At 52.9% G+C, this 18,640-nt stretch carries 15 protein-coding genes and 2 tRNA genes; 10 read left to right on the top strand and 7 right to left on the bottom strand.

Annotated elements, in window-relative coordinates:
* The first annotated feature begins 234 nt into the window (after positions 1-234).
* Positions 235-1,881, top strand: a complete 1,647-nt coding sequence (locus tag L1D43_RS08305; RefSeq protein WP_239850671.1) for a methyl-accepting chemotaxis protein — start codon at positions 235-237, stop codon at positions 1,879-1,881.
* 26 nt (positions 1,882-1,907) lie between these two features.
* Here the strand turns inward: L1D43_RS08305 and L1D43_RS08300 are convergent, their stop codons facing one another.
* The gene (locus L1D43_RS08300; RefSeq protein ID WP_041511129.1) at positions 1,908-2,231 is read right to left on the bottom strand and encodes a hypothetical protein; all 324 of its coding nucleotides are present in this window, start codon (positions 2,229-2,231) and stop codon (positions 1,908-1,910) included.
* 208 nt (positions 2,232-2,439) lie between these two features.
* Between L1D43_RS08300 and L1D43_RS08295 the strand changes: the two genes are divergently transcribed.
* Both L1D43_RS08295 and L1D43_RS08290 read left to right on the top strand, forming a co-directional pair.
* A complete protein-coding gene (locus tag L1D43_RS08295) occupies positions 2,440-2,934 on the top strand; it encodes a putative 4-hydroxy-4-methyl-2-oxoglutarate aldolase (RefSeq protein ID WP_239850670.1) in 495 nt (164 codons plus the stop codon).
* A gap of 37 nt (positions 2,935-2,971) precedes the next feature.
* Entirely contained in the window at positions 2,972-4,819 is a 1,848-nt protein-coding gene (locus tag L1D43_RS08290) for an AsmA family protein (RefSeq protein ID WP_239850669.1), read from the top strand.
* Positions 4,820-4,991: 172 nt separating this feature from the next.
* On the opposite strand, the gene L1D43_RS08285 is transcribed toward L1D43_RS08290, so the two are convergent.
* Entirely contained in the window at positions 4,992-6,527 is a 1,536-nt protein-coding gene (locus L1D43_RS08285; RefSeq protein ID WP_239850667.1) for a LysM peptidoglycan-binding domain-containing protein, read from the bottom strand.
* Positions 6,528-6,624: 97 nt separating this feature from the next.
* Positions 6,625-7,404, bottom strand: coding sequence for a hydroxyacylglutathione hydrolase (gloB, locus tag L1D43_RS08280; protein ID WP_239850666.1), 780 nt, complete (start codon positions 7,402-7,404; stop codon positions 6,625-6,627).
* A 137-nt stretch (positions 7,405-7,541) separates the two neighbouring features.
* On the opposite strand from gloB, the gene L1D43_RS08275 reads away from it, so the two are divergent.
* A complete protein-coding gene (locus L1D43_RS08275; protein WP_239850665.1) occupies positions 7,542-8,264 on the top strand; it encodes a methyltransferase domain-containing protein in 723 nt (240 codons plus the stop codon).
* A 14-nt stretch (positions 8,265-8,278) separates the two neighbouring features.
* Here the strand turns inward: L1D43_RS08275 and rnhA are convergent, their stop codons facing one another.
* Complete coding sequence (rnhA, locus tag L1D43_RS08270) at positions 8,279-8,755, bottom strand: ribonuclease HI (protein WP_239850664.1); 477 nt, start codon at positions 8,753-8,755, stop codon at positions 8,279-8,281.
* Positions 8,756-8,823: 68 nt separating this feature from the next.
* Here rnhA and dnaQ point away from each other — a divergent pair, with 68 nt between their 5' ends.
* The 5 genes from dnaQ (at position 8,824) to L1D43_RS08245 (ending at position 13,563) form a co-directional block, all read left to right on the top strand.
* A complete protein-coding gene (gene dnaQ, locus L1D43_RS08265; protein ID WP_239850663.1) occupies positions 8,824-9,552 on the top strand; it encodes a DNA polymerase III subunit epsilon in 729 nt (242 codons plus the stop codon).
* Positions 9,553-9,604: 52 nt separating this feature from the next.
* Complete coding sequence (locus L1D43_RS08260) at positions 9,605-10,885, top strand: TIGR03503 family protein (protein WP_239851102.1); 1,281 nt, start codon at positions 9,605-9,607, stop codon at positions 10,883-10,885.
* Positions 10,886-11,002: 117 nt separating this feature from the next.
* Positions 11,003-11,079 (top strand) — tRNA-Asp (locus tag L1D43_RS08255).
* A gap of 49 nt (positions 11,080-11,128) precedes the next feature.
* Positions 11,129-11,205 (top strand) — tRNA-Asp (locus L1D43_RS08250).
* Between the two features lie 432 nt (positions 11,206-11,637).
* On the top strand, positions 11,638-13,563 hold the full coding sequence (locus L1D43_RS08245) for a sodium:proton antiporter (RefSeq protein ID WP_239850662.1): 1,926 nt from the start codon (positions 11,638-11,640) through the stop codon (positions 13,561-13,563).
* 319 nt (positions 13,564-13,882) lie between these two features.
* On the opposite strand, the gene fadE is transcribed toward L1D43_RS08245, so the two are convergent.
* On the bottom strand, positions 13,883-16,330 hold the full coding sequence (gene fadE, locus L1D43_RS08240) for an acyl-CoA dehydrogenase FadE (protein ID WP_239850661.1): 2,448 nt from the start codon (positions 16,328-16,330) through the stop codon (positions 13,883-13,885).
* 241 nt (positions 16,331-16,571) lie between these two features.
* Between fadE and L1D43_RS08235 the strand changes: the two genes are divergently transcribed.
* Positions 16,572-17,363, top strand: a complete 792-nt coding sequence (locus L1D43_RS08235) for a class II glutamine amidotransferase (RefSeq protein WP_239850660.1) — start codon at positions 16,572-16,574, stop codon at positions 17,361-17,363.
* A 93-nt stretch (positions 17,364-17,456) separates the two neighbouring features.
* On the opposite strand, the gene L1D43_RS08230 is transcribed toward L1D43_RS08235, so the two are convergent.
* Both L1D43_RS08230 and L1D43_RS08225 read right to left on the bottom strand, forming a co-directional pair.
* Entirely contained in the window at positions 17,457-18,230 is a 774-nt protein-coding gene (locus L1D43_RS08230; RefSeq protein ID WP_239851100.1) for a DUF3108 domain-containing protein, read from the bottom strand.
* Between the two features lie 47 nt (positions 18,231-18,277).
* Positions 18,278-18,604: an MGMT family protein gene (locus tag L1D43_RS08225; protein WP_239851099.1), complete on the bottom strand. Its 327-nt coding sequence runs from the start codon at positions 18,602-18,604 to the stop codon at positions 18,278-18,280.
* Positions 18,605-18,640 lie beyond the last annotated feature (36 nt).

Below are 18,640 nucleotides of genomic sequence, written 5' to 3'. Positions count from 1 at the left end.
TAGCTTTCATCGTAAAAGATTACCCCTACAAAAAGTACTGACACTTTAGTTTAGTTGTTATTGACCGACAGCGGTGAATAATTCACCAGTAGGTATTATATCTTGCTTTTACCCCCTGTTTATTCCACTAAAGTATGCATTTATAGGTAGTTAGCGGCTTTGACAAAAGGTTTTGAATGGGCGAGATTTAAGGGGTTGTCATAATTTTCTGTCACTTGCCTTAAGGTGATCGCCATGAACGCCATATTTGTCCTGCTTCGCAAGTTTAAAATTGCCCACCGTTTGCTATTTATGCTGTTGCTGGCCATCGTCGCCACCGGCATCATGTTTGTGTTTGCGCTGGCCAACATTGAAGAGGTCTTGGTTAAGGAGAAACAGGCCAAGTTATCGGCGCTGTCCGATGTGGGTGAGAAGGTGATCAGCCAGTTCTATGAGGCGGCACAAGCTGGCACCATGAGCACGGAAGAGGCTCAGCGCAGTGCTATCGCGGCCTTGGATGCCCTGAGGTATGAGGGGAACGAGTATTTCTGGACCATAGACAGACAAGGGGTCATGGTGCAGCATGCCTTTGCCAAGAAGCTGGTAGGCACCAATGTTTTGGGGATGAAAGACCCCAATGGTGTCAGGCTATTTGAGAAGATGGTGACTGGCACGGCCAATAGCGATTATGCGTTGATCGAATATATGTGGAATCGCCCCAACGCCTCGGCGCCGAGCCCTAAGATGAGTGTGGTTAAGCGTTTCCCGCCCTGGGGCTGGATTGTGGGGACGGGCATTTATGTCGATGATATTGATGAGGAGATGCAGGCCTTTATCGGCAAGTATCTGCTGATCTGCGTCGCGGTCTGGCTGCCTGTGATTCTGATCTTAGGAGCTATCTCCCGCAGTATCTCAGCGCCTATGGCCGATACCATAGCCGCCTTTGAAAATATCGCGCGAGGCGAGGGGGATCTTACCCTGAGGCTCGAAGAGTCGGGCCGGGATGAACTCAAACAGGTAGCCGCGAGCTTTAACGAGTTTGTCGCCAAAATTCAGGCCCTGGTGAATTCGGTGAGTGCCTCTGTGACCCACAGCCGAGAGCTGGCCGAAGGTTTAGCCGATATTTCAGCCCAGGCCAGTGCGGTGACGGCCAACATGCAGGCGGAGACCCAAAGCGTCGCCACGGCCATCAACGAGATGTCCATGGCCTCGTCTGAGGTGGCCTCGAATGCCCAGCTCGCGGCCGACAGTGCTGGCAGCGCCGATGGTGAGGCCGACGATACCGTGGCCGTGGTCGATGGCGCCGTGGCCAAGATTAAGGGCCTGTCTAATGAGCTAGAGGTAACCGCCGATGAGGCGCAGGCGCTGCAGATAAGCTCAGGTAAGATAGGACAGATCCTGGATGTGATTGTCGGCATCGCCGAACAGACTAACCTGCTGGCGTTAAATGCCGCTATCGAGGCGGCGAGGGCCGGTGAGGCCGGACGCGGCTTTGCCGTGGTGGCCGATGAGGTGCGTACCCTGGCGAGCCGAACCCAGGAGTCGACTCAGGAGATCAATGCCATTATTGAGGCGATTCGCGCCTCGGTAGACAGTGTCAACACCTCGGTGGCCAGAGCCAAGTCACAGTCGGAGCAGACGGTAGGTGAAACCAGTCAGGTGGTTGAGGCGCTGCAAACCATCAAGTCTTCTATCAGGCAGATCTCAGATATGAATATTCAGATCGCCACCGCGACGGAGGAACAGAGCGCGGTGATCGCCGAACTGAATATGAATGTGACCCGTATTAACGATATATCGCTGGAGAATCAGCAGAAGAGTGAAGAGATTGGCAGTACCAGTGAGCAGATAAAATCGGGTTCGGCGGATCTCGAGTCTCTTATCTCGACCTTTAAGCTGTAGTGAAAAATAACCTGCGCGGCGGCAGGTTATTTAGTTTGCGTCGACGTTTGTTGCATGATCTCCAGTACGCGGTCGTAGGAGATGCCATATTCGCGGGATAGGTTAATGACCTTAGTCTTATAGGTTTGAATGTTTTCCTGACGGGCGAGGTTGGCCTGCTCTTCGTCAACCAAATTGCCCACGACTTCTTGCAAGATCAGCAGTCTGCGTAGGTTAAAGTCTAATGTTCTAAGATATTTATCCATCTGCGCATGGGTTCGCGCCTGACTCAGTTCGCTGCTATTTTTTTGCTCGTAACCATATTTGTCGAGCGCAGCCATTGCATCATGTAAATCGATATGATCTGTCATTATTTTCCACTATTGCTTGGTCGATATTGGCTAATATCGACGGGTCTGTTAGTCAGGATATTGTTGTATTATCTTGATGATTAAATCGCCAATCTATATTAGCGAAGGCACATTCTAAAACCGATTGAATTTAAATTCATCTAATTTTCATTTTATATGTGCCTTGTTATAGTAACTTAACTTTTCTTTGTCCCGCAGGGAGGCTGCAATGCAAGATTTACTGCCCGATCTCTTTGACCAATATGACACACAATTGTCGCTGTTGGCGCCCCATTATCGACAGTTTGGCCAGAAGCGTATCTTCTGGGGAGAGGTGGTTACGGTGAAGTGTTTCGAAGACAACTTTAAGGTCAAACAGCTACTGGCACAGCCTGGTGAAGGCAGGGTGCTGGTGGTGGATGGCGGTGGCTCTAACCGTCGTGCGCTGCTTGGCGACATGATTGCCCAGAGTGCAGTGGACAATGGTTGGAGTGGCATAGTGATCAATGGCTATGTGCGTGATGTCGGCGCGTTAGCACAGATGCCCATTGGAATTCAGGCACTTGGCGCGACCCCCATCAAGACGGATAAGCGGGATATTGGCGATGTCAACGTTACGCTAGAGATAGATCGCGTTATAATTAAGCCAGGTATGATGCTATATGCCGACGATAACGGCGTTGCCCTATCGTCAGAGCAGTTGGATCTCTCGCAATTGGCCTAATGGGCCCATTGCTCACCCTTACCAGACGGAACCTGTTATGAAATTTGTTAAATGGTTAGTGATCGTATTTGCCTCGCTTTTTATATTACTGATCGCCTATCTCACGCTTATCTTCGATCCCAATGACTTTAAGCCGCAAATTGTCGAGGCGGTAAAGAAGCAGACGGGACGCGATCTGTTTATCAATCAAGATCTCAGCTGGACCTTTTTCCCCACCATAGGCATCACCCTTGGTGATATCAGCCTCTCGAATCCCAAAGGCTTTAAACATGACACCATGCTCAAGGTAGATGGCATAGTAGCCGAGGTGGCACTGTTACCGCTTTTGAGTAAAGAGGTTGAGATAGCTCAGCTTAACTTAGATGGCCTGACACTAAACTTCGACAGCTACAAGAATGGCCGCAGCAGCATGGACGGCCTGACCTCAGGTAGCGAGAAAGGCGCCGATAAGACAGAAGGCAAGGCCGATACATCAGGCGCTGCCCAGGGGAGCGTGCAACTTAGCAGCCTGAATATCGGTGGCATCGCTATCACTAACACTCAGGTTAATCTCTATGACGAGGCGACAGGCCAGGTTCAGGCGCTGAGCCTCGAGTCGTTAACCTTAGGCGAGTTTGCCCTGGGGCAATTTGCCGATCTGGGTTACAAGTTCACCATGACCCAGCCTGAAATTAAGGTCAGCAGCCAAGGTAAGGGACAGATCAAGGTCGATACCAACCTGGCCAAAATAGCCATCAAGGATTTTGAGATTGAAAATACCCTCGAAGGGGATGCCATTCCCAATAAGCGCATGAACATTAATCTCACCACTCAACTCGAGCTGGATAATAATGCCAAGACCATGGCGTTGGTGCTCTCTAGCCTGAATATCGAGCAGATTAAGGCTCAAGGTAAATTGTCGGTCAATTACGGCGCCAAGGTACCGGATGTGGTGGCCTCGATGAGCTTTGGCGATATTGATGTAACGCCATTTATGGCCAAAGATGATGGCACTAAGGGCGAAGATAAGACGGCTAAAGGCGAGGGCGCGGCACCTGCCAAGGAGCCAGATCTTAGCGGCATGAAGGCGGTTAACCTAAAGCTGGATCTCGATGCCAAGTCGGTGATTGCCGATAAGATCAAGACAGAAAACTGGCAGATGAAACTGACACTGAAAAATGGTGTGCTAGATGTCAGCCAGCTCAGCGCAGATCTCTATCAGGGTAAATTACTTGCCAGCGCTCAGCTAGATGGCCGTAAATCTGTGGCCAGCTACCGCTTCAACAAGAAGATCTCCGGCATTAAGGTGCGTCCTTTACTGACCGATGCCGCCGAGGTCGACATGCTGGCCGGTACCACTAACTTCGAGGTGGCAGGAACAGGCTTCAGCCTGATCCCCGACAACATCAAGCGCAATCTCAACGCCAAGGGGCAGTTTGAGGTCGCCGATGGCGCGCTTTACGGGGTGAACATCCCTCAGATGCTGCGCGATGCCAAGGCGAAACTCGGCGGTAATTTAAATGCCGCCTCAAGCGGTGAAAAGAAAACCGACTTCACCAGCCTGACCGGCAGCTTTACCATGGCTAAGGGGATAGTGACCAACCCGGATCTCAACATGGCATCACCATTGATCCGCCTGCAGGGTAAGGGCAATGTAAATCTACTCTCTGAGGCGATCGATTATGTCCTTAAAACCTCAGTTGTCGGTTCGCTAGAGGGCCAGGGCGGTGCGGAGAAAGATGTGCTCTATGGCGTCGACATTCCATTTGCCATCGGCGGTACCATAGGCGAGCCTAAGTTCTCACTGGATACGGCAGCCCTGTTTGATGCCAAGCTCAAGAAGGAAACCGAGAAGGCGACCGATGAGCTGAAAGATAAGCTGTTTAAGAAGCTAGGTGGCTTGTAACGCTCGGCTGTGATTGGCTGAGCCTAAAGGTCAGTACCAAGCCAGCAATGATTGGCTTAACTATAGGATTGGCCTAACAATAAAAAAGCGATGCCTAGGCATCGCTTTTTTGTTTTCACACATCGTCATTAGAGGCGAGTTTCTATCAATCGGTAAGATTAAAACCGTGTTATTAAACCCGAGACTTGGTCACATCCACATACAGGGTCAGCTTCTGTCCCGGTTGCAGGTATTTCTTGGTCGAAAGGCTGTTCCATTTCACCAATTGGTTTACGCTGACATTAAACTTACTGGCGATCTTTGCCAGGGAGTCGCCCGAGCGTACCGTGTAGTTCACCGTGCGGGTAATTGACTTGCCGTTACCTTTTTGCCAGATCACCAGTTTCTGTCCGATAGAGAGGGGATCCTTTGGCGCCATGCCATTCCACTTGGCAATCTTGGCTACGCTCACCTTGTGCTGCTTGGCGATCAGCCAGAGTGAATCGCCAGATTTTACCTTGTAAGTCAGCTTATAGCCGCTACCGCCTGACTGACGCTTCTGCAGGCGCTGCTCGGCCGATAGCAGATATTTAGCCGGATCCTTGGATGATACAGGGATCAACAGGTGCTTACCGGCGATGATGCGGTTGTTCTTGATATCGTTCACCGCGCGAAGGGCCGATGGCGTGGTATTGAAGCGCTTGGCGATTAGCCCGAGACTATCGCCGGACTTTATCTTGTAACGCTGCCATTTGAGGCGTTGGTCCTTATCGCTGGCGGCCAACTTGGTTTCAAACAGTTCGGTGTGCTCCAGCGGCACCACCAGACGATGTGGGCCTTCCGGCGCTGTCGCCCACTGATTAAAACCTGGGTTGAGCGAATGCAGTTCATTGAGCTTCATTCCGGCCATGTCGGCGGCCAGGGCCAGATCGATCTGGCTGCCCACATCGACAACCTTAAGCTGTGGTTGGTTCGGGATGGGGTAGAGGGAGATCCCATAGTCATCTGCGTTGGCGATCACATCGGCAAGCGCCAGCAGCTGAGGCACGTAGCGCTCTGTCTCCCGCGGCAGATCTAGTGCCCAGAAGTCGGTTGCCCGCCCCTTGGCCTGATTGCGTTTGATCGCATTGAGCACGCGCCCTTCGCCCGTGTTATAGGCGGCGATGGCGTACAGCCAGTTGTTGTGGGTTTTCTGGTAGAGATACTCCATCATGTCCAGTGCGGCAACGGTGGCGGCGGGTACATCGCGGCGACCGTCGTACCACCAGTTTATCTCCAGGCCGAAGTGTTTGGCCATGGGGGCGGTAAACTGCCACAGTCCAGAGGCCGCGCCATGGGAGTAGGCGAAGGGATCGAAGGCGCTTTCGACAATCGGCAGCAGTGCCAGTTCGATGGGCAGGTTACGCTTCTCAATCTCTTCGACAATAAGATACATGAACGGCTCGGCGCGCTCCGATACCCTGGCCAGGTGCTGAGGATGCTTCAGATACCAGTTACGGTACTGATTAACCAGTTTTTGATCCGGCACTGGCAGGCTGAGGCCAAGGCGGATTCGTTGCCATACGTCGGTGATCTGAATCGGTTCAGGCTCGACAGGGGCTGTGACTTGAGGCTCGACGACCACGGGCGCTGTGGTGATCGTCGGCGTGGCCGGTTCCGGCTGGGTAAAGCTTTGACAGCCTGCAAGCAGGGAGAGTCCCCCTGCAACCAGGACAATGGTTAAGCGCATCGACAATAATTCCTTACTTTTGGGTCCCTCTCGGAATGCGAAAACCCTCAGGCTCGCTCTGCGGGGACTTAATTAGCGCGCCATTGTATAGGAATTATCAGAAGTTGTCCTTCCATTGACGTAGAAGCGTGAAACTGGTGTCGTTATCTGTCACATCTTGAGCGAAATGACGACTCAGGTTCTGCTTGATGCTTGGTTGCTCGGGGCGAAGGAAGGGGTTGATCTGTTTCTCTACACTTATGCTGGTTGGGAGACTCGGCTCGTTTCGTTCTCGAAGCTGTTTAACCATGTTGGCGTGAGCTATGAGCGCTTCATTGTCATCCTCGACCGTCAAGGCAAAGGCCAGGTTGGCCTGGGTATATTCGTGAGCGGGATAGACTAGGGTGTCATCATCGAGCTGAGCCAAGGTAAGTAGCGATTGTCGCATCTGGGCGGGAGTTCCCTCAAACAGGCGGCCACAGCCGGCGCTAAACAGGGTATCGCCGCAGAAAAGATGATTGTCAATCAGGTAGGCGATATGCCCCAGGGTGTGGCCGGGAAGGTGAAATATCTTGGCCTCACTGTCGAGTTTTTCGGGTTTAACCGCTCGTGTCTGACCCGAGATAGGATGGTTGATCCCCTTGATATTTTCGTTATCTGGCCCGTACACGGTGAGCTTATGGTCGTGCTGCGCCTGAAGCTCGGCGATACCACCTGTGTGATCGCTGTGGTGGTGGGTAATTAAGATGCCATCGAGCACAATTTGATGCCGCTGGAGATAGTCTAATACAGCGCTGGCATCACCGGGATCGACCACATAATAGCCTCGGCTCTCTTTTGCATGAATGAGCCAGATATAGTTATCGTTGAAGGCAGGGATAGGGGTAACAGTATGCATACTCGTCTCTTATTGGGATTGGGTGACACGGATTTAGTTTACTGAGCAAAGCTATTGCGTGTATAGCGCTTTAGGGATTTAATACTAAAATAGTCAAATCATTAGGGAAACCGGAAAAGTGAGTTGCGGAGTGGCCAGTGTCCTTTAATGTGATAAAACCCCAGACTTGGCAGGAGTTGCCCAACGGCTTGTGGCTGCAAGAGGCCATAGAGGATAAGCTGATGCCCTGGTGGCCCAAGGTGTTTGGCTATCACATGCTCTGCATGGGGCCCCTTAGTCATGCCTTAGAGAAGCCCAACCTGCCTATCGGCCGGGAGTTTTCCCTGTGTGAGTCTGCCCTATACTGTCTGCAGGGGGAGTATTCTCGTCTGCCGATTCAAAATGGGGTGATCGACGCCGTGGTCTGCTCCATGTTGCTTGATTTTGAGGCCAATCCCTATAGCGTGCTACGGGAAACCGACCGGGTGCTCATCTCGGGTGGCTATCTGTTTATCATAGGCTTTAATCCGTTGAGTCCCGCTTTCTTAGGCAAGATGTTGCCCAGCAGCCAGGAAAAATTACCCTGGAGCGGCCGTTTCTTCACCCCTGCAAGGGTGAAGGATTGGCTGGGGCTGTTGGGTTATCAGGTGGTGGGCGATGAGCGTCTGGTCTACCATCATCTGCTCAGTGAGATCCGCGGCGACTCCATCTGGCAACATGCGCTGCAGGCCTGGCTACCAGGTAGTGGCAGCGTCTATATCTTGGTGGCCCGTAAACTCGATTCGCCCTTGACCCCTATCATGGATAGGCAGAAGGTGCGTCAGCCTAAGTGGTCGACCGCGCCGACGGCGGGGCGGGTGAAGCAGTTCAGGTCTAAGTAATCAGCCGTTAACTGTTAGTCCTTGGGTTGATAGCCGGTATCGACCGCGCTCGGGCTGGCCTCGGCGGCCTCTCGCGCCAGGGTATCGCAGCGCTCATTTTCGATATGGCCCGCGTGACCCTTCACCCAGCGCCAGTCTATCTTGTGTTGGTTAGTGGCGGCATCGAGGCGCTGCCAGAGGTCGACGTTTTTGACCGGCTCCTTGGCGGCGGTGAGCCAGCCGCGCTTCTTCCAGCCATGGATCCATTGAGTGATCCCCTGACGCATGTATTGGCTGTCGCTGGTGAGAATGATCTCACAGGGCTCCTTAAGGGCCTCAAGCGCCACGATGGGAGCCAGAAGCTCCATGCGATTATTAGTGGTCAGGGCAAAGCCACCGCTGAGTTCTTTCACATGGGCCCTATATTTCATCACGACCCCATAGCCGCCGGGGCCAGGATTGCCCAGGCAAGAACCATCGGTAAAGATTAAGAGTTGTTTCAGTCCGTGCATCAAGTTGCTACCATAGCGAATTCGGACTGCAGTATACCCAATATTTTTTTGTAAAAGCGTGTAATTATATGAATATTATCTCCAATGCTAAGCGCCAAGTGATTCTCGATACCGAAACCACGGGTATGAACCAGGGGGCCGGTGCCGTCTATTTTGGCCATCGTATTATCGAGATAGGCTGTGTCGAAGTGATTAACCGTAAGCTGACCGGCCGCCATTTTCACGAATATATCAATCCGATGCAGGCGATCGACGAAGAGGCGATCACCGTCCACGGTATCACCAACGAGTTTGTGGCCGATAAGCCGACCTTTGCCCAGGTAGCCCCCGCCTTCCTCGAATTTATCGACGGCGCCGAGATAGTGGCGCACAACGCGAACTTCGACGTGAGCTTCATGGATCATGAGTTTTCGCTACTTACGCCAAAGGGGCCCAAGACGACAGATATCTGTCAGGTGCTGGATTCCCTGGAGATCGCCAAGTTTCTCCATCCCGGTCAGAAGAACAACCTCGACGCCCTGTGTAAGCGTTACGGCATAGATAACTCGCGCCGCGAACTCCACGGGGCTTTGTTGGATGCCGAGATCCTGGCCGATGTTTACCTCATCATGACCGGGGGACAAACCAAGTTTGAACTCTCAAATGAAAAGCCGGGGCAGGAGAGTGGCGGCATCATACGTCTCGCTCAAAATCGCGCAAACCTTAAAGTGATCGGCGCAACGGCCGATGAACTGAGTATGCATGAGCAAAGATTAGATTTGGTCGAAAAATCAGGACAATGTATTTGGCGAGGATAAACGTCATTTTATGAAAAATTGGCTGCTGCGCGCGATTCTTACCTCAGGATTAATGCTGCTCTGTTTGAATGCCACCGCCCAGGTGGTGCCTTCTTCCCAGGCGAGCGAGCTTAAAAACCGTTTCAGAATCGACCATATGGTCGATGAATTGACTCTGTTTGTACAACGGGAGTATGGCAGCGCGCCTGTGATCATAGTGCAGCCCGACGGTAGCAAGTGGTATGTCTCCCGTCATCCCGAGTCGGTACAGTGGGTCGACGGCCTTAGCGGCGACATCATCACCATCAAATCCCCCATGCCGGGGCCTTGGCAATTGTTGGGTAAAGTCGCCAAGGGCTCTAAAATCGACAAGGTGTCCAAACTGGGCATAGAGGTCGACCCCATGCCACAGCCCCTCTATCAGGGCGAGCGCATCAAGGTAACCGCTAAGTTGTTGGGTGACGAGCAGCGCATGCGTATGCCGGGGTTGGATTACCTGGTGGACTGGACGGCGAAATTTATCAGCGAGCACAGACCCGGAGACGAGAACTTTGCCGCCGGTACCCTTATTGTCGGTAGCTATAAGGACAATGGTGAGGGCTTAGACGGCGCGCCGGACGATGGCATCTTTACTGCCGATATCAACCTCAATCAGCCCTGGGGTCACTACCGTTTCTTGGTCAGCGCAAAAAACAGCATCTTCAGTCGCGAGGCTGGCGGCGATATCGTACTACTGCCCATGCCGGTTTCCCTATCTGTCATCGCCCCCGAAGATCCATTAAAAGGCCGCTGGCAGGTGGAGGTCATTGTCGATGATGAGCAACTACAGCTGGCCAACACCCATTTCGAGTTTGAGTTAGTCGGCCCTGCCGGTCTGCAGCTGACGTTGCCGGTGCAGAACATAACAGATAAAAGAATGCAGCTGACCCTGCCACAGGTGTCTGAGTTTGGCAGTTATCGCATTAAAGGCATTGCCGCGGCGACCTCAGTCTCTGGGCGCGAGGTATTGCTGACCCTGCCAGAAAAGTTCTTTAACCTGGTGCCGCCGCCCGAGCCGCCACCGACGGCCGAAGAGCTGGCGGCCATTGCGGCCAAGAAGGCGGCCATCGCCGAGGCCAAGGCGAAAGATGATGCCATGTTCTGGATAATCACAGTCAATCTAACACTGCTGATCTTAGGGACCCTGGCACTCCTAGTATGGCGTAAACGGCAGAACCTTAAGCAGGCACTGGCGGTAACCGCCGCGCGTCTAGAAGAGGAGCGGGCCAAGGAGATGGGACCGACTCTGGATGAGATCGATCTGACCATGCCGGAAGAGGGCGAGCAAAAAGCCACCGAACCGGATAAAAGCTAGCCTTTCTCGTTGAATCTGCTCGTTTGGTTGGCGAATTTTTAACTGATTAGTTTGTTTCAGGAAAAAAGTTATTGACGGGACTAGGTGGCCTAAGTATTATCCATCGCAACTTGATGTGGAGCGGTAGTTCAGTTGGTTAGAATACCGGCCTGTCACGCCGGGGGTCGCGGGTTCGAGTCCCGTCCGCTCCGCCAATCAAGTACCTAATTTTGATGGAATGCCAAGGCGTTTTATCCGAGTTTAGGAGCGGTAGTTCAGTTGGTTAGAATACCGGCCTGTCACGCCGGGGGTCGCGGGTTCGAGTCCCGTCCGCTCCGCCAACTACATTGAAGCCTCGTCAGCAATGACGGGGCTTTTTTGTGTGTTTTTTATAGTACGAACCATATTTAGGATGAGTTGTGCCCGTAGCAGGGTTCGTGTGGTTTCTGTCACTTGTAACGCTTGTATCTAAGTTAAGTTGGTTACCTCTGTTGAAAGCATGGCGACCTGTCGCGTCGGAGTTGCGGGTTCGAGTCCCGTCCGTTGTGCCAACACCATCTAAGCCTCGTCAGCAATGACGGGACTTTTGTTTCTCAAATCGCGCGCTAACTAATCAGTACTGTCTTTTTGTCGCTATTCTTACATATTGCTTGCGCTATACATTTGAGCTGACAGTGTTATCTTGCAAACCATGGGGTGTCATAGAGTTAATTGATTATACTCATGCTAATTGCAGGCGCTTCTTTATCATAGACATGTAAGGGATAACGAGAATGGTAGAACAGATCACGGCCATGTTGGGGCTAGTGGGGATCTTGTCAATTGTGTGTCAGTGGCTTGGCTGGCGACTGCGATTACCGGCGATACTCCCACTGTTGTTATGTGGTCTGCTCGTGGGGCCTGTATTTAATTTTCTGGATCCCGATGCCATATTCGGCGATCTGCTGTTTCCTGTCATCTCACTCGGTGTGGCGGTGATCCTGTTTGAGGGGGCGCTGACACTTAACTTCTCCGAGATCCGCGAACATGGTCGCATGGTGACCCACCTGGTGTCGCTCGGCACTTTAGTCACCTGGCTGTGTATCTGTGTTGCGACCCATTTCATCATGGACTTTTCCTGGCAGCTGGCCATGTTGTTTGGCGCGCTGGTGGTGGTGACTGGGCCGACTGTTATAGTGCCTATGCTGCGCAGTATCAAGCCTAAGTCGCAACTGGCCAGCATACTGCGCTGGGAGGGGATAGTGATCGATCCCATCGGTGCCTTGCTCGCGGTCCTGGTGTTTGAGTACCTTACGGTCGCGGCCGAGCCTGCGAGTCATGTGCTGTTATCGCTGGTTTTCATGCTTGGGGTTGGCCTGGGGCTCGGGGCGCTGTTTGGCTACGGCATAGGCGTAATGCTGCGTCGTGCCTGGGTGCCTCATTATCTGAAAAACACGGCGGTACTCACCATCATGTTGGGCGCCTTCGTGGCATCAAACCTGCTTCAGGAGGAGTCGGGCCTGCTGACCGTTACCGTGATGGGGATCTGGCTGGCGAACATGCGCGGCGTCGATATTGGTGAGATAGTGGAGTTTAAAGAGACGCTGACGGTACTCTTTATCTCGGGTCTCTTCATCTTGTTGGCGGCCAGGTTAGATTCTGCCGCCTTGATGCAGTTGGGCTGGCAGGGTTTGGCGCTTTTGCTGGTGGTGATGTTTATTGCCAGGCCCCTGAGTGTCTGGTGCTGCGCCTTTGGTACCTCGCTGCCCAGAGCCGATAAATGGTTTCTAAGCTGGGTGGCGCCGAGAGGGATCGTCGCCGCGGCGGTATCGTCTCTCTTTGCCATCAAGCTTGAACGTCTCGGGGTGGCCGGCGCCGATAAAATCGTCCCCCTGGTGTTTCTGATCATCATAGGGACGGTCGTTACCCAGAGCCTCACGGCAGGAGCCTGGGCGAAATTTCTCGGGGTAAAGGCGGGGTCTGCCCAGGGGCTGCTTATATTCGGCGCCTCGCAGTTTGCCAGAGAGCTGGCTAAGGTGCTGCTGCAGAAGAATGTGCAGGTGGTACTGGCGGATAATAACTGGGACAACATACGCTTGTCGCGCATGGACAATATCCCCGTCTATTTTGGTAATCCCGCCTCTGAACATGCCGATAACGCGCTCGACATGACGGGAGTCGGCCGACTACTTGTGTTGTCTCCCTATCGTCAACTTAACCCCTTGGTGACCTTTCATTTTCAGGATATTCTCGGCAAGAACAAGGTGTTTGGCCTGGGGAGTGGTGAGGGCAACAGCGCCCGCCATCAGCTGTCCGAGGCCTACCTTAAACGTTTGTGCCTGTTTGGCGATAATGTTACCTACGCCAGGCTCGCCAGTACCATGGCCAAGGGCGGTAAGATCAAGAGCACCAGCCTGACGGAGAATTTCACCTTCGCCGATTTTAAGCTGCGTTATGGTGAAGGCGCCTTGCCGTTGATTTATCTGCAAGAGGGTAAGGTAAAATTAATTACAGAGGCGGTTGATGACCTGCCTGTGGGCATCGAGCTGATCAGCCTGTTATCGGAAGAGGCCCTGAATGAGGCGCAGCTGGCCGATGAGAAGAAGGCGATAATCGATCAAAGCTGCAGTGAACAAAGCGGCGATGAACGAGGCAGTAGTGAGGGTGAACCTAGCAGCGATGCTATTGCCGGTAAGGCGAAGGCAAGGGGGCTGGCATGAGTGAGGCCAGCATGAGTGAGGAAAGCCAAAAGGCATCGCAGACAGCCAATGAGAAAGCGACAGGCTAATACCAATCGTAATAGATAATTGATCATGCTAGCTTGTTAAAACGCTCGATAACTGTATTAGTATTTTTAATTGTAGAATAACTACTTATCTAAAGATCTTGCGTTGTTCTCAAGGTTTTTCCTGCGCTACTCCTGAGCAAATATTTACTGTGATTGGCTCTAATGTTGTAGAGCTTGTTAGTGGGCAATAAAAAAGGAGGCATTAGCCTCCTTTTTTATGGTTTGTTGGCGCCTATCTAATCGGCTTTAGTTCAGGCCGCTTGATTTTGCGTCTCATCGCTCAGGGTCTGGGCTCTAAGCTCTTCTGGGGCGAAGTCATCGACGTTGATTGACTTCATGCGGCCTATCTCGGCGCGCTCGAGCAGTGCCACTTCCTCATCGCTTAAGATCCCCAGCGCCTTACCTTCGGCGGCGAGTTTATCCAGCCACATGAAGGGGTGACGCTTACCGGTCGCCTTGCAGATCTTATCGTGCAGTGGTTCACAGGCCAGAATATCTTTAAAGGTCTGCTCCTGAATACCCACAGCATTGAAAGGCGATGGGGTCCAGAATTGGCCCTTACCCAGACGATCACGGCTGGCACAAGGGGTTTGCATGATCTTAGCCACCTTATGGTCCAGCACGTCGCTTGGACGTTTAATTGGACGACCAAATGGGAAGAGGATGACTCTCAGTACACGGCCCAGTCCCATTGGGAAGTTGTTGAGCAGATCGTCCAGCGAGTCTTGCAGCTTGTAGAGGGCATCTTCTACCGCCCACTGTACCAGCGCGAGGTCTTCACTCTGGCGGCCTTCGTCCTGATAACGCTTCAGGGTGGCAGAAGCCAGATAGAGCTGACTTAGCAGATCCCCCAGACGCGCCGAGACGCGCTCTTTACGCTTGAGGCCGCCACCAAGGGTCGCCATGGCCAGATCCGATAGCAGTGCCAGGTTGGCGCTGAAACGGTTCATGTGCTGATAGTAACGCTTGGTCTTGTCCTTGTATGGGCTATTTGAGAAGTAGCTCGAGGTCAGGCCTAGCCAGAAGCTGCGCACCAGGTTGCTGGTGGTGAAGCCGATATGACCAAAGAGGGCAGAGTCAAAATCGTTCAGTGACTTATTAAGGTCCGGATCAAACGCCGCTTCCATCTCGGCTAAGACGTAAGGATGGCAACGAATGGCCCCTTGACCATAGATGATCATCGAGCGGGTCAGGATGTTCGCGCCTTCAACGGTAATGGCGATAGGTGCCGCCTGATAGCCGCGTCCCAGGTAGTTGTTTTCACCCAGACACACACCCTTACCGCCGTGAATGTCCATGGCGTCGATGACGCATTTTTGCATTCTGTCGGTCAGGTGATACTTGACGATGGCTGAGATCACCGAAGGCTTCTCGCCAAGATCGATACCTGTGGTCGTTAGCGTGGTGACCGCGTCCATCAGGTAGGCATTACCGCCGATACGTGCCATCGGCTCTTCGATCCCCTCCAGCTTACCGATAGGCAGCTTGAATTGACGACGAATACGGGCGTAGGCACCAGTGGCCACGGCTGCGGTCTTGATGCCACCTGCAGAGTTAGAAGGCAGGGTGATGCCGCGTCCAACCGAGAGACACTCGACCAGCATGCGCCAGCCCTGACCGGCCATCTCTGGACCACCTATGATAAAGTCTAGTGGAACGAACACTTCGTTACCGCGTGTCGGACCGTTTTGGAACATACAGTTTAGCGGGAAGTGACGACGACCGGTTTCGACGCCGGGTACATCCGTTGGGATCAGGGCGCAGGTGATGCCGAGCTCTTCCTTGTCACCCAGTAGCTTGTCGGGATCTTGCAGCTTAAACGCCAGACCCAGTACGGTCGCAACCGGTGCCAGGGTGATATAACGCTTGTTCCAGGTCAGTTTCATGCCCAGCACTTCTTCGCCTTGCCATTGGCCCTTACAGACGATACCGAAGTCAGGGATGGCGCCTGCATCCGAACCCGCTTCCGGGCTGGTAAGGGCGAAACAGGGGACTTCCAGGCCTTTGGCCAGGCGAGGCAGGTAGTGATCTTGCTGCGCCGGCGTACCATAGTGCTGTAGCAACTCGCCGGGGCCGAGTGAGTTAGGCACGCCAACGGTTGAGGCCAGCTCGCTAGAGACGCCCGCCAGCTTTTGCAGCACGCGAGACTGGGCATAGGCAGAGAATTCCAGGCCACCATATTTCTTCTTGATGATCATGGCGAAGAAGCCGTTGTCTTTGAGGTATTGCCAGATAGATTCTGGCAGATCGCCGAGTTGGTGAGAAACCTGATGCTGGTTGAGCATCTTACACACTTCCTCTACCGGTCCTTCGATAAATGCCTGCTCTTCGGCGGTTAGACGGGCGACAGGGTAGTTGTGAAGCTTCTTCCAGTTGGGCTTACCGGCAAAGAGATCCGCTTCCCACCAGGTGGTACCGGCTTCGATCGCTTCTTTCTCGGTGGAAGACATCTCCGGCATGATCCCTTTATAGAGTTTCAGTAGCGGACGGGTGATCACGCTTTTTCTGAAGGCACCTATGTTGATGGGAAGGGCGATGGCCAAAAAGACCAGCCAGGCAAGAGGGGAAATGCTTGCGGTTGCTGTACCCAGCGCCATCACGATAGCCGCGATGATGGTCGAGGTCAGCAGGGATACTCTAAGGTAGGCTAAGGCGCCTAATGCAAAGAGCATCACAAAAATCCAAAGTAAGCTAGTCACGGTAATTCTCCTTAAATAGCGACCGAAAGCTGCTCGATGTCAGCATTTTTTATATGACCATAATCACAATTATAGATGCTGGTCAGACCTGTGTCGCATAAAATCTAACCCTATGGCGGGTTTTATACAAGCATTTTTCAAACAATTGTTTAACTTTTTTGTTGAGGCGAGGATTCCACAAATTGGGTCAAGTCGTTAGAATTAATCAAGATAAGTAATTTTAGAGTGAAGGTGTCTTTTTATGTGTGAGTTGCTGGCCATGAGTGCCAATGTGCCCACGGATATCGTATTTAGTTTTACCGGGCTGGCAGAGCGTGGTGGCGTCACAGGTCCTCATGTCGATGGTTGGGGGATCACCTTCTATGAGGGCAAGGGGAGTCGTACCTTTAAGGATGCAACCCCCAGCAGTCAGTCCCATGTGGCGCAGTTGATCAAGTCCTACCCCATTAAGAGTGAAGTGGTGGTGAGCCATATTCGTCAGGCGAACCGCGGCTGTGTGTCGCTGGAAAATACCCATCCCTTTACCCGCGAATTGTGGGGACGTTATTGGACCTATGCCCATAATGGTCAGCTGAGCGATTATCAGCAAAAATTTGCCGTGAGACGTTACCAGCCAGTCGGCGATACCGATAGCGAGTTGGCGTTTTGCTGGATCTTAGAAAAGGTGGTCGAGCGCTTTGGCGATGAGGCGCCATCGGATCTGCTGCCCGTGTATCGGTTTATCGCCACCTTGGCCGATGAGATCCGTGCCCTGGGTGTGTTTAACATGATCTTGAGCGACGGTGAGCACCTGATGAGTTATTGCAGTAACAACCTGTGCCACATTACCCGCCGAGCCCCCTTTGGCAAGGCCAAGCTTATCGATACCGATGTGGTGATCGATTTCGACAAGGAGACCACGCCTAACGATATCGTGACCGTTATCGCCACCAGGCCGCTGACCGATAATGAAGACTGGCACATTTTAAAGCCGGGAGAGTGGAAACTGTTTGCCCGGGGCGAGATTGTCTTAAGCCAAGAGGCCGACGATTAGTTGAATAAGCGTTTAATGAAAGAAGGGGCCTAGGCCCCTTTTTAATGCAGCTCGCGCAAGCTTTGCGACAATTGACTCTTGCTATGATCCTGGCTATGACTTTGGCGGCATCTGGGGTGGCGTATCGGCGGCGACTTTTGGCTGCTCCGAGGTTTGTTTATCGGTTTGCGCCATGATCGGCTCGCTGTAGTGATAATTCAGCAGCTGGATATCCAGCTGTTTGCTGCCTTTCTCGAAGTGGGTGAGTCTGACGGGCAGGTAGCCGAGTTTGGGGGACATCCAGAAAAAGGTTTGGCGCTTGTCGTTGTCACGCACGACTTCTATCTTGACCGTCTCATAGGTGCCGCTCGGGAGCACCATGCGCTCCTTACTGACCACCTTGAAGTCATATTCATCGATCTCGCCGCTCTTGAGCATCTTGTAGTGCAGCTTGTCGCTGCCCTTCATGATATCGAGCCTAAATTGCAGTTGTACCATCAGGGGGTCGAAGAGATCCTGCGTATAGGGAAACTTAGCCCTTTCATCCTTATAGCGGCTATGTACCAGTTGCTGATCGAGCACATAGGCCGACTGCTCCTGATAGTCTGAGCCGGTACCGCTGCGGTTATGGATATAACGCATGGGCACCAGCTGTCCTCCCTCCTCGCTGAAGGTGCTGATGACGGAGCGCTTATCCCATAGCATCAGCAGGCTGACATTGCTGTCGAAACGGTATTGGTACAAGTTATCCTGGGGCGCCGGCAGTTGATAGCGTGCCTTGCCCAGTTCTATGCTGCCATAGTTCACCTGATACTCCGCCGTGTGCGGGGTCAAGGGGGATTCATCGGCCTGCGCGCTTAAGGCAATGGCACAGAAAGATGAAATCATGAGTGCGGATTTGAATATCGACAAGGCCTTCTCCCGGTCACGATAAGTTAAAAGGGTAATGCAAACACTAGGGTCGCCAGATCCGGCTGCCACTCATACTTGGACAGCTTTACCCGACCTCGGTTCACTTCTATCGCTTCACTTCTTAATCTCTGCATCTGCTCGATAAAATGGGGGCTGGTCTCGGGAAAGGCGATCTTTCCCTGGCTGTTGATCACTCGATGCCAGGGGAGCGCTAACGTATCGGGCGCCATCTTGAGGGCGCGGGAGACATAGCGTGCTCGCCCTGGCAGGCCGGCGAGATCGGCTATCTTGCCATAGGAGCTGACATGCCCCTCGGGGATCAGGGCAACCACGTGCCATATCTTGGCCATGGGCGATAACTGTGTCTGATTCACGCTGTCTCCGTT

It is taken from the genome of Shewanella sp. Isolate8 (assembly GCF_022398495.1).
GTDB lineage: Bacteria > Pseudomonadota > Gammaproteobacteria > Enterobacterales > Shewanellaceae > Shewanella > Shewanella aquimarina.
This window is presented reverse-complemented; position numbering and strand designations above follow the sequence as displayed.

Excerpts from the sequence above, each read along its gene's own strand:
- L1D43_RS08305 (WP_239850671.1), top strand. The coding sequence starts at position 235 with ATGAACGCCATATTTGTCCTGCTTCGCAAGTTTAAAATTGCCCACCGT.
- L1D43_RS08300 (WP_041511129.1), bottom strand. The coding sequence starts at position 2,231 with ATGACAGATCATATCGATTTACATGATGCAATGGCTGCGCTCGACAAA.
- L1D43_RS08295 (WP_239850670.1), top strand. The coding sequence starts at position 2,440 with ATGCAAGATTTACTGCCCGATCTCTTTGACCAATATGACACACAATTG.
- L1D43_RS08290 (WP_239850669.1), top strand. The coding sequence starts at position 2,972 with ATGAAATTTGTTAAATGGTTAGTGATCGTATTTGCCTCGCTTTTTATA.
- L1D43_RS08285 (WP_239850667.1), bottom strand. The coding sequence starts at position 6,527 with ATGCGCTTAACCATTGTCCTGGTTGCAGGGGGACTCTCCCTGCTTGCA.
- gloB (WP_239850666.1), bottom strand. The coding sequence starts at position 7,404 with ATGCATACTGTTACCCCTATCCCTGCCTTCAACGATAACTATATCTGG.
- rnhA (WP_239850664.1), bottom strand. The coding sequence starts at position 8,755 with ATGCACGGACTGAAACAACTCTTAATCTTTACCGATGGTTCTTGCCTG.
- dnaQ (WP_239850663.1), top strand. The coding sequence starts at position 8,824 with ATGAATATTATCTCCAATGCTAAGCGCCAAGTGATTCTCGATACCGAA.
- L1D43_RS08260 (WP_239851102.1), top strand. The coding sequence starts at position 9,605 with ATGCTGCTCTGTTTGAATGCCACCGCCCAGGTGGTGCCTTCTTCCCAG.
- L1D43_RS08245 (WP_239850662.1), top strand. The coding sequence starts at position 11,638 with ATGGTAGAACAGATCACGGCCATGTTGGGGCTAGTGGGGATCTTGTCA.
- L1D43_RS08235 (WP_239850660.1), top strand. The coding sequence starts at position 16,572 with ATGTGTGAGTTGCTGGCCATGAGTGCCAATGTGCCCACGGATATCGTA.
- L1D43_RS08230 (WP_239851100.1), bottom strand. The coding sequence starts at position 18,230 with ATGATTTCATCTTTCTGTGCCATTGCCTTAAGCGCGCAGGCCGATGAA.
- L1D43_RS08225 (WP_239851099.1), bottom strand. The coding sequence starts at position 18,604 with ATGGCCAAGATATGGCACGTGGTTGCCCTGATCCCCGAGGGGCATGTC.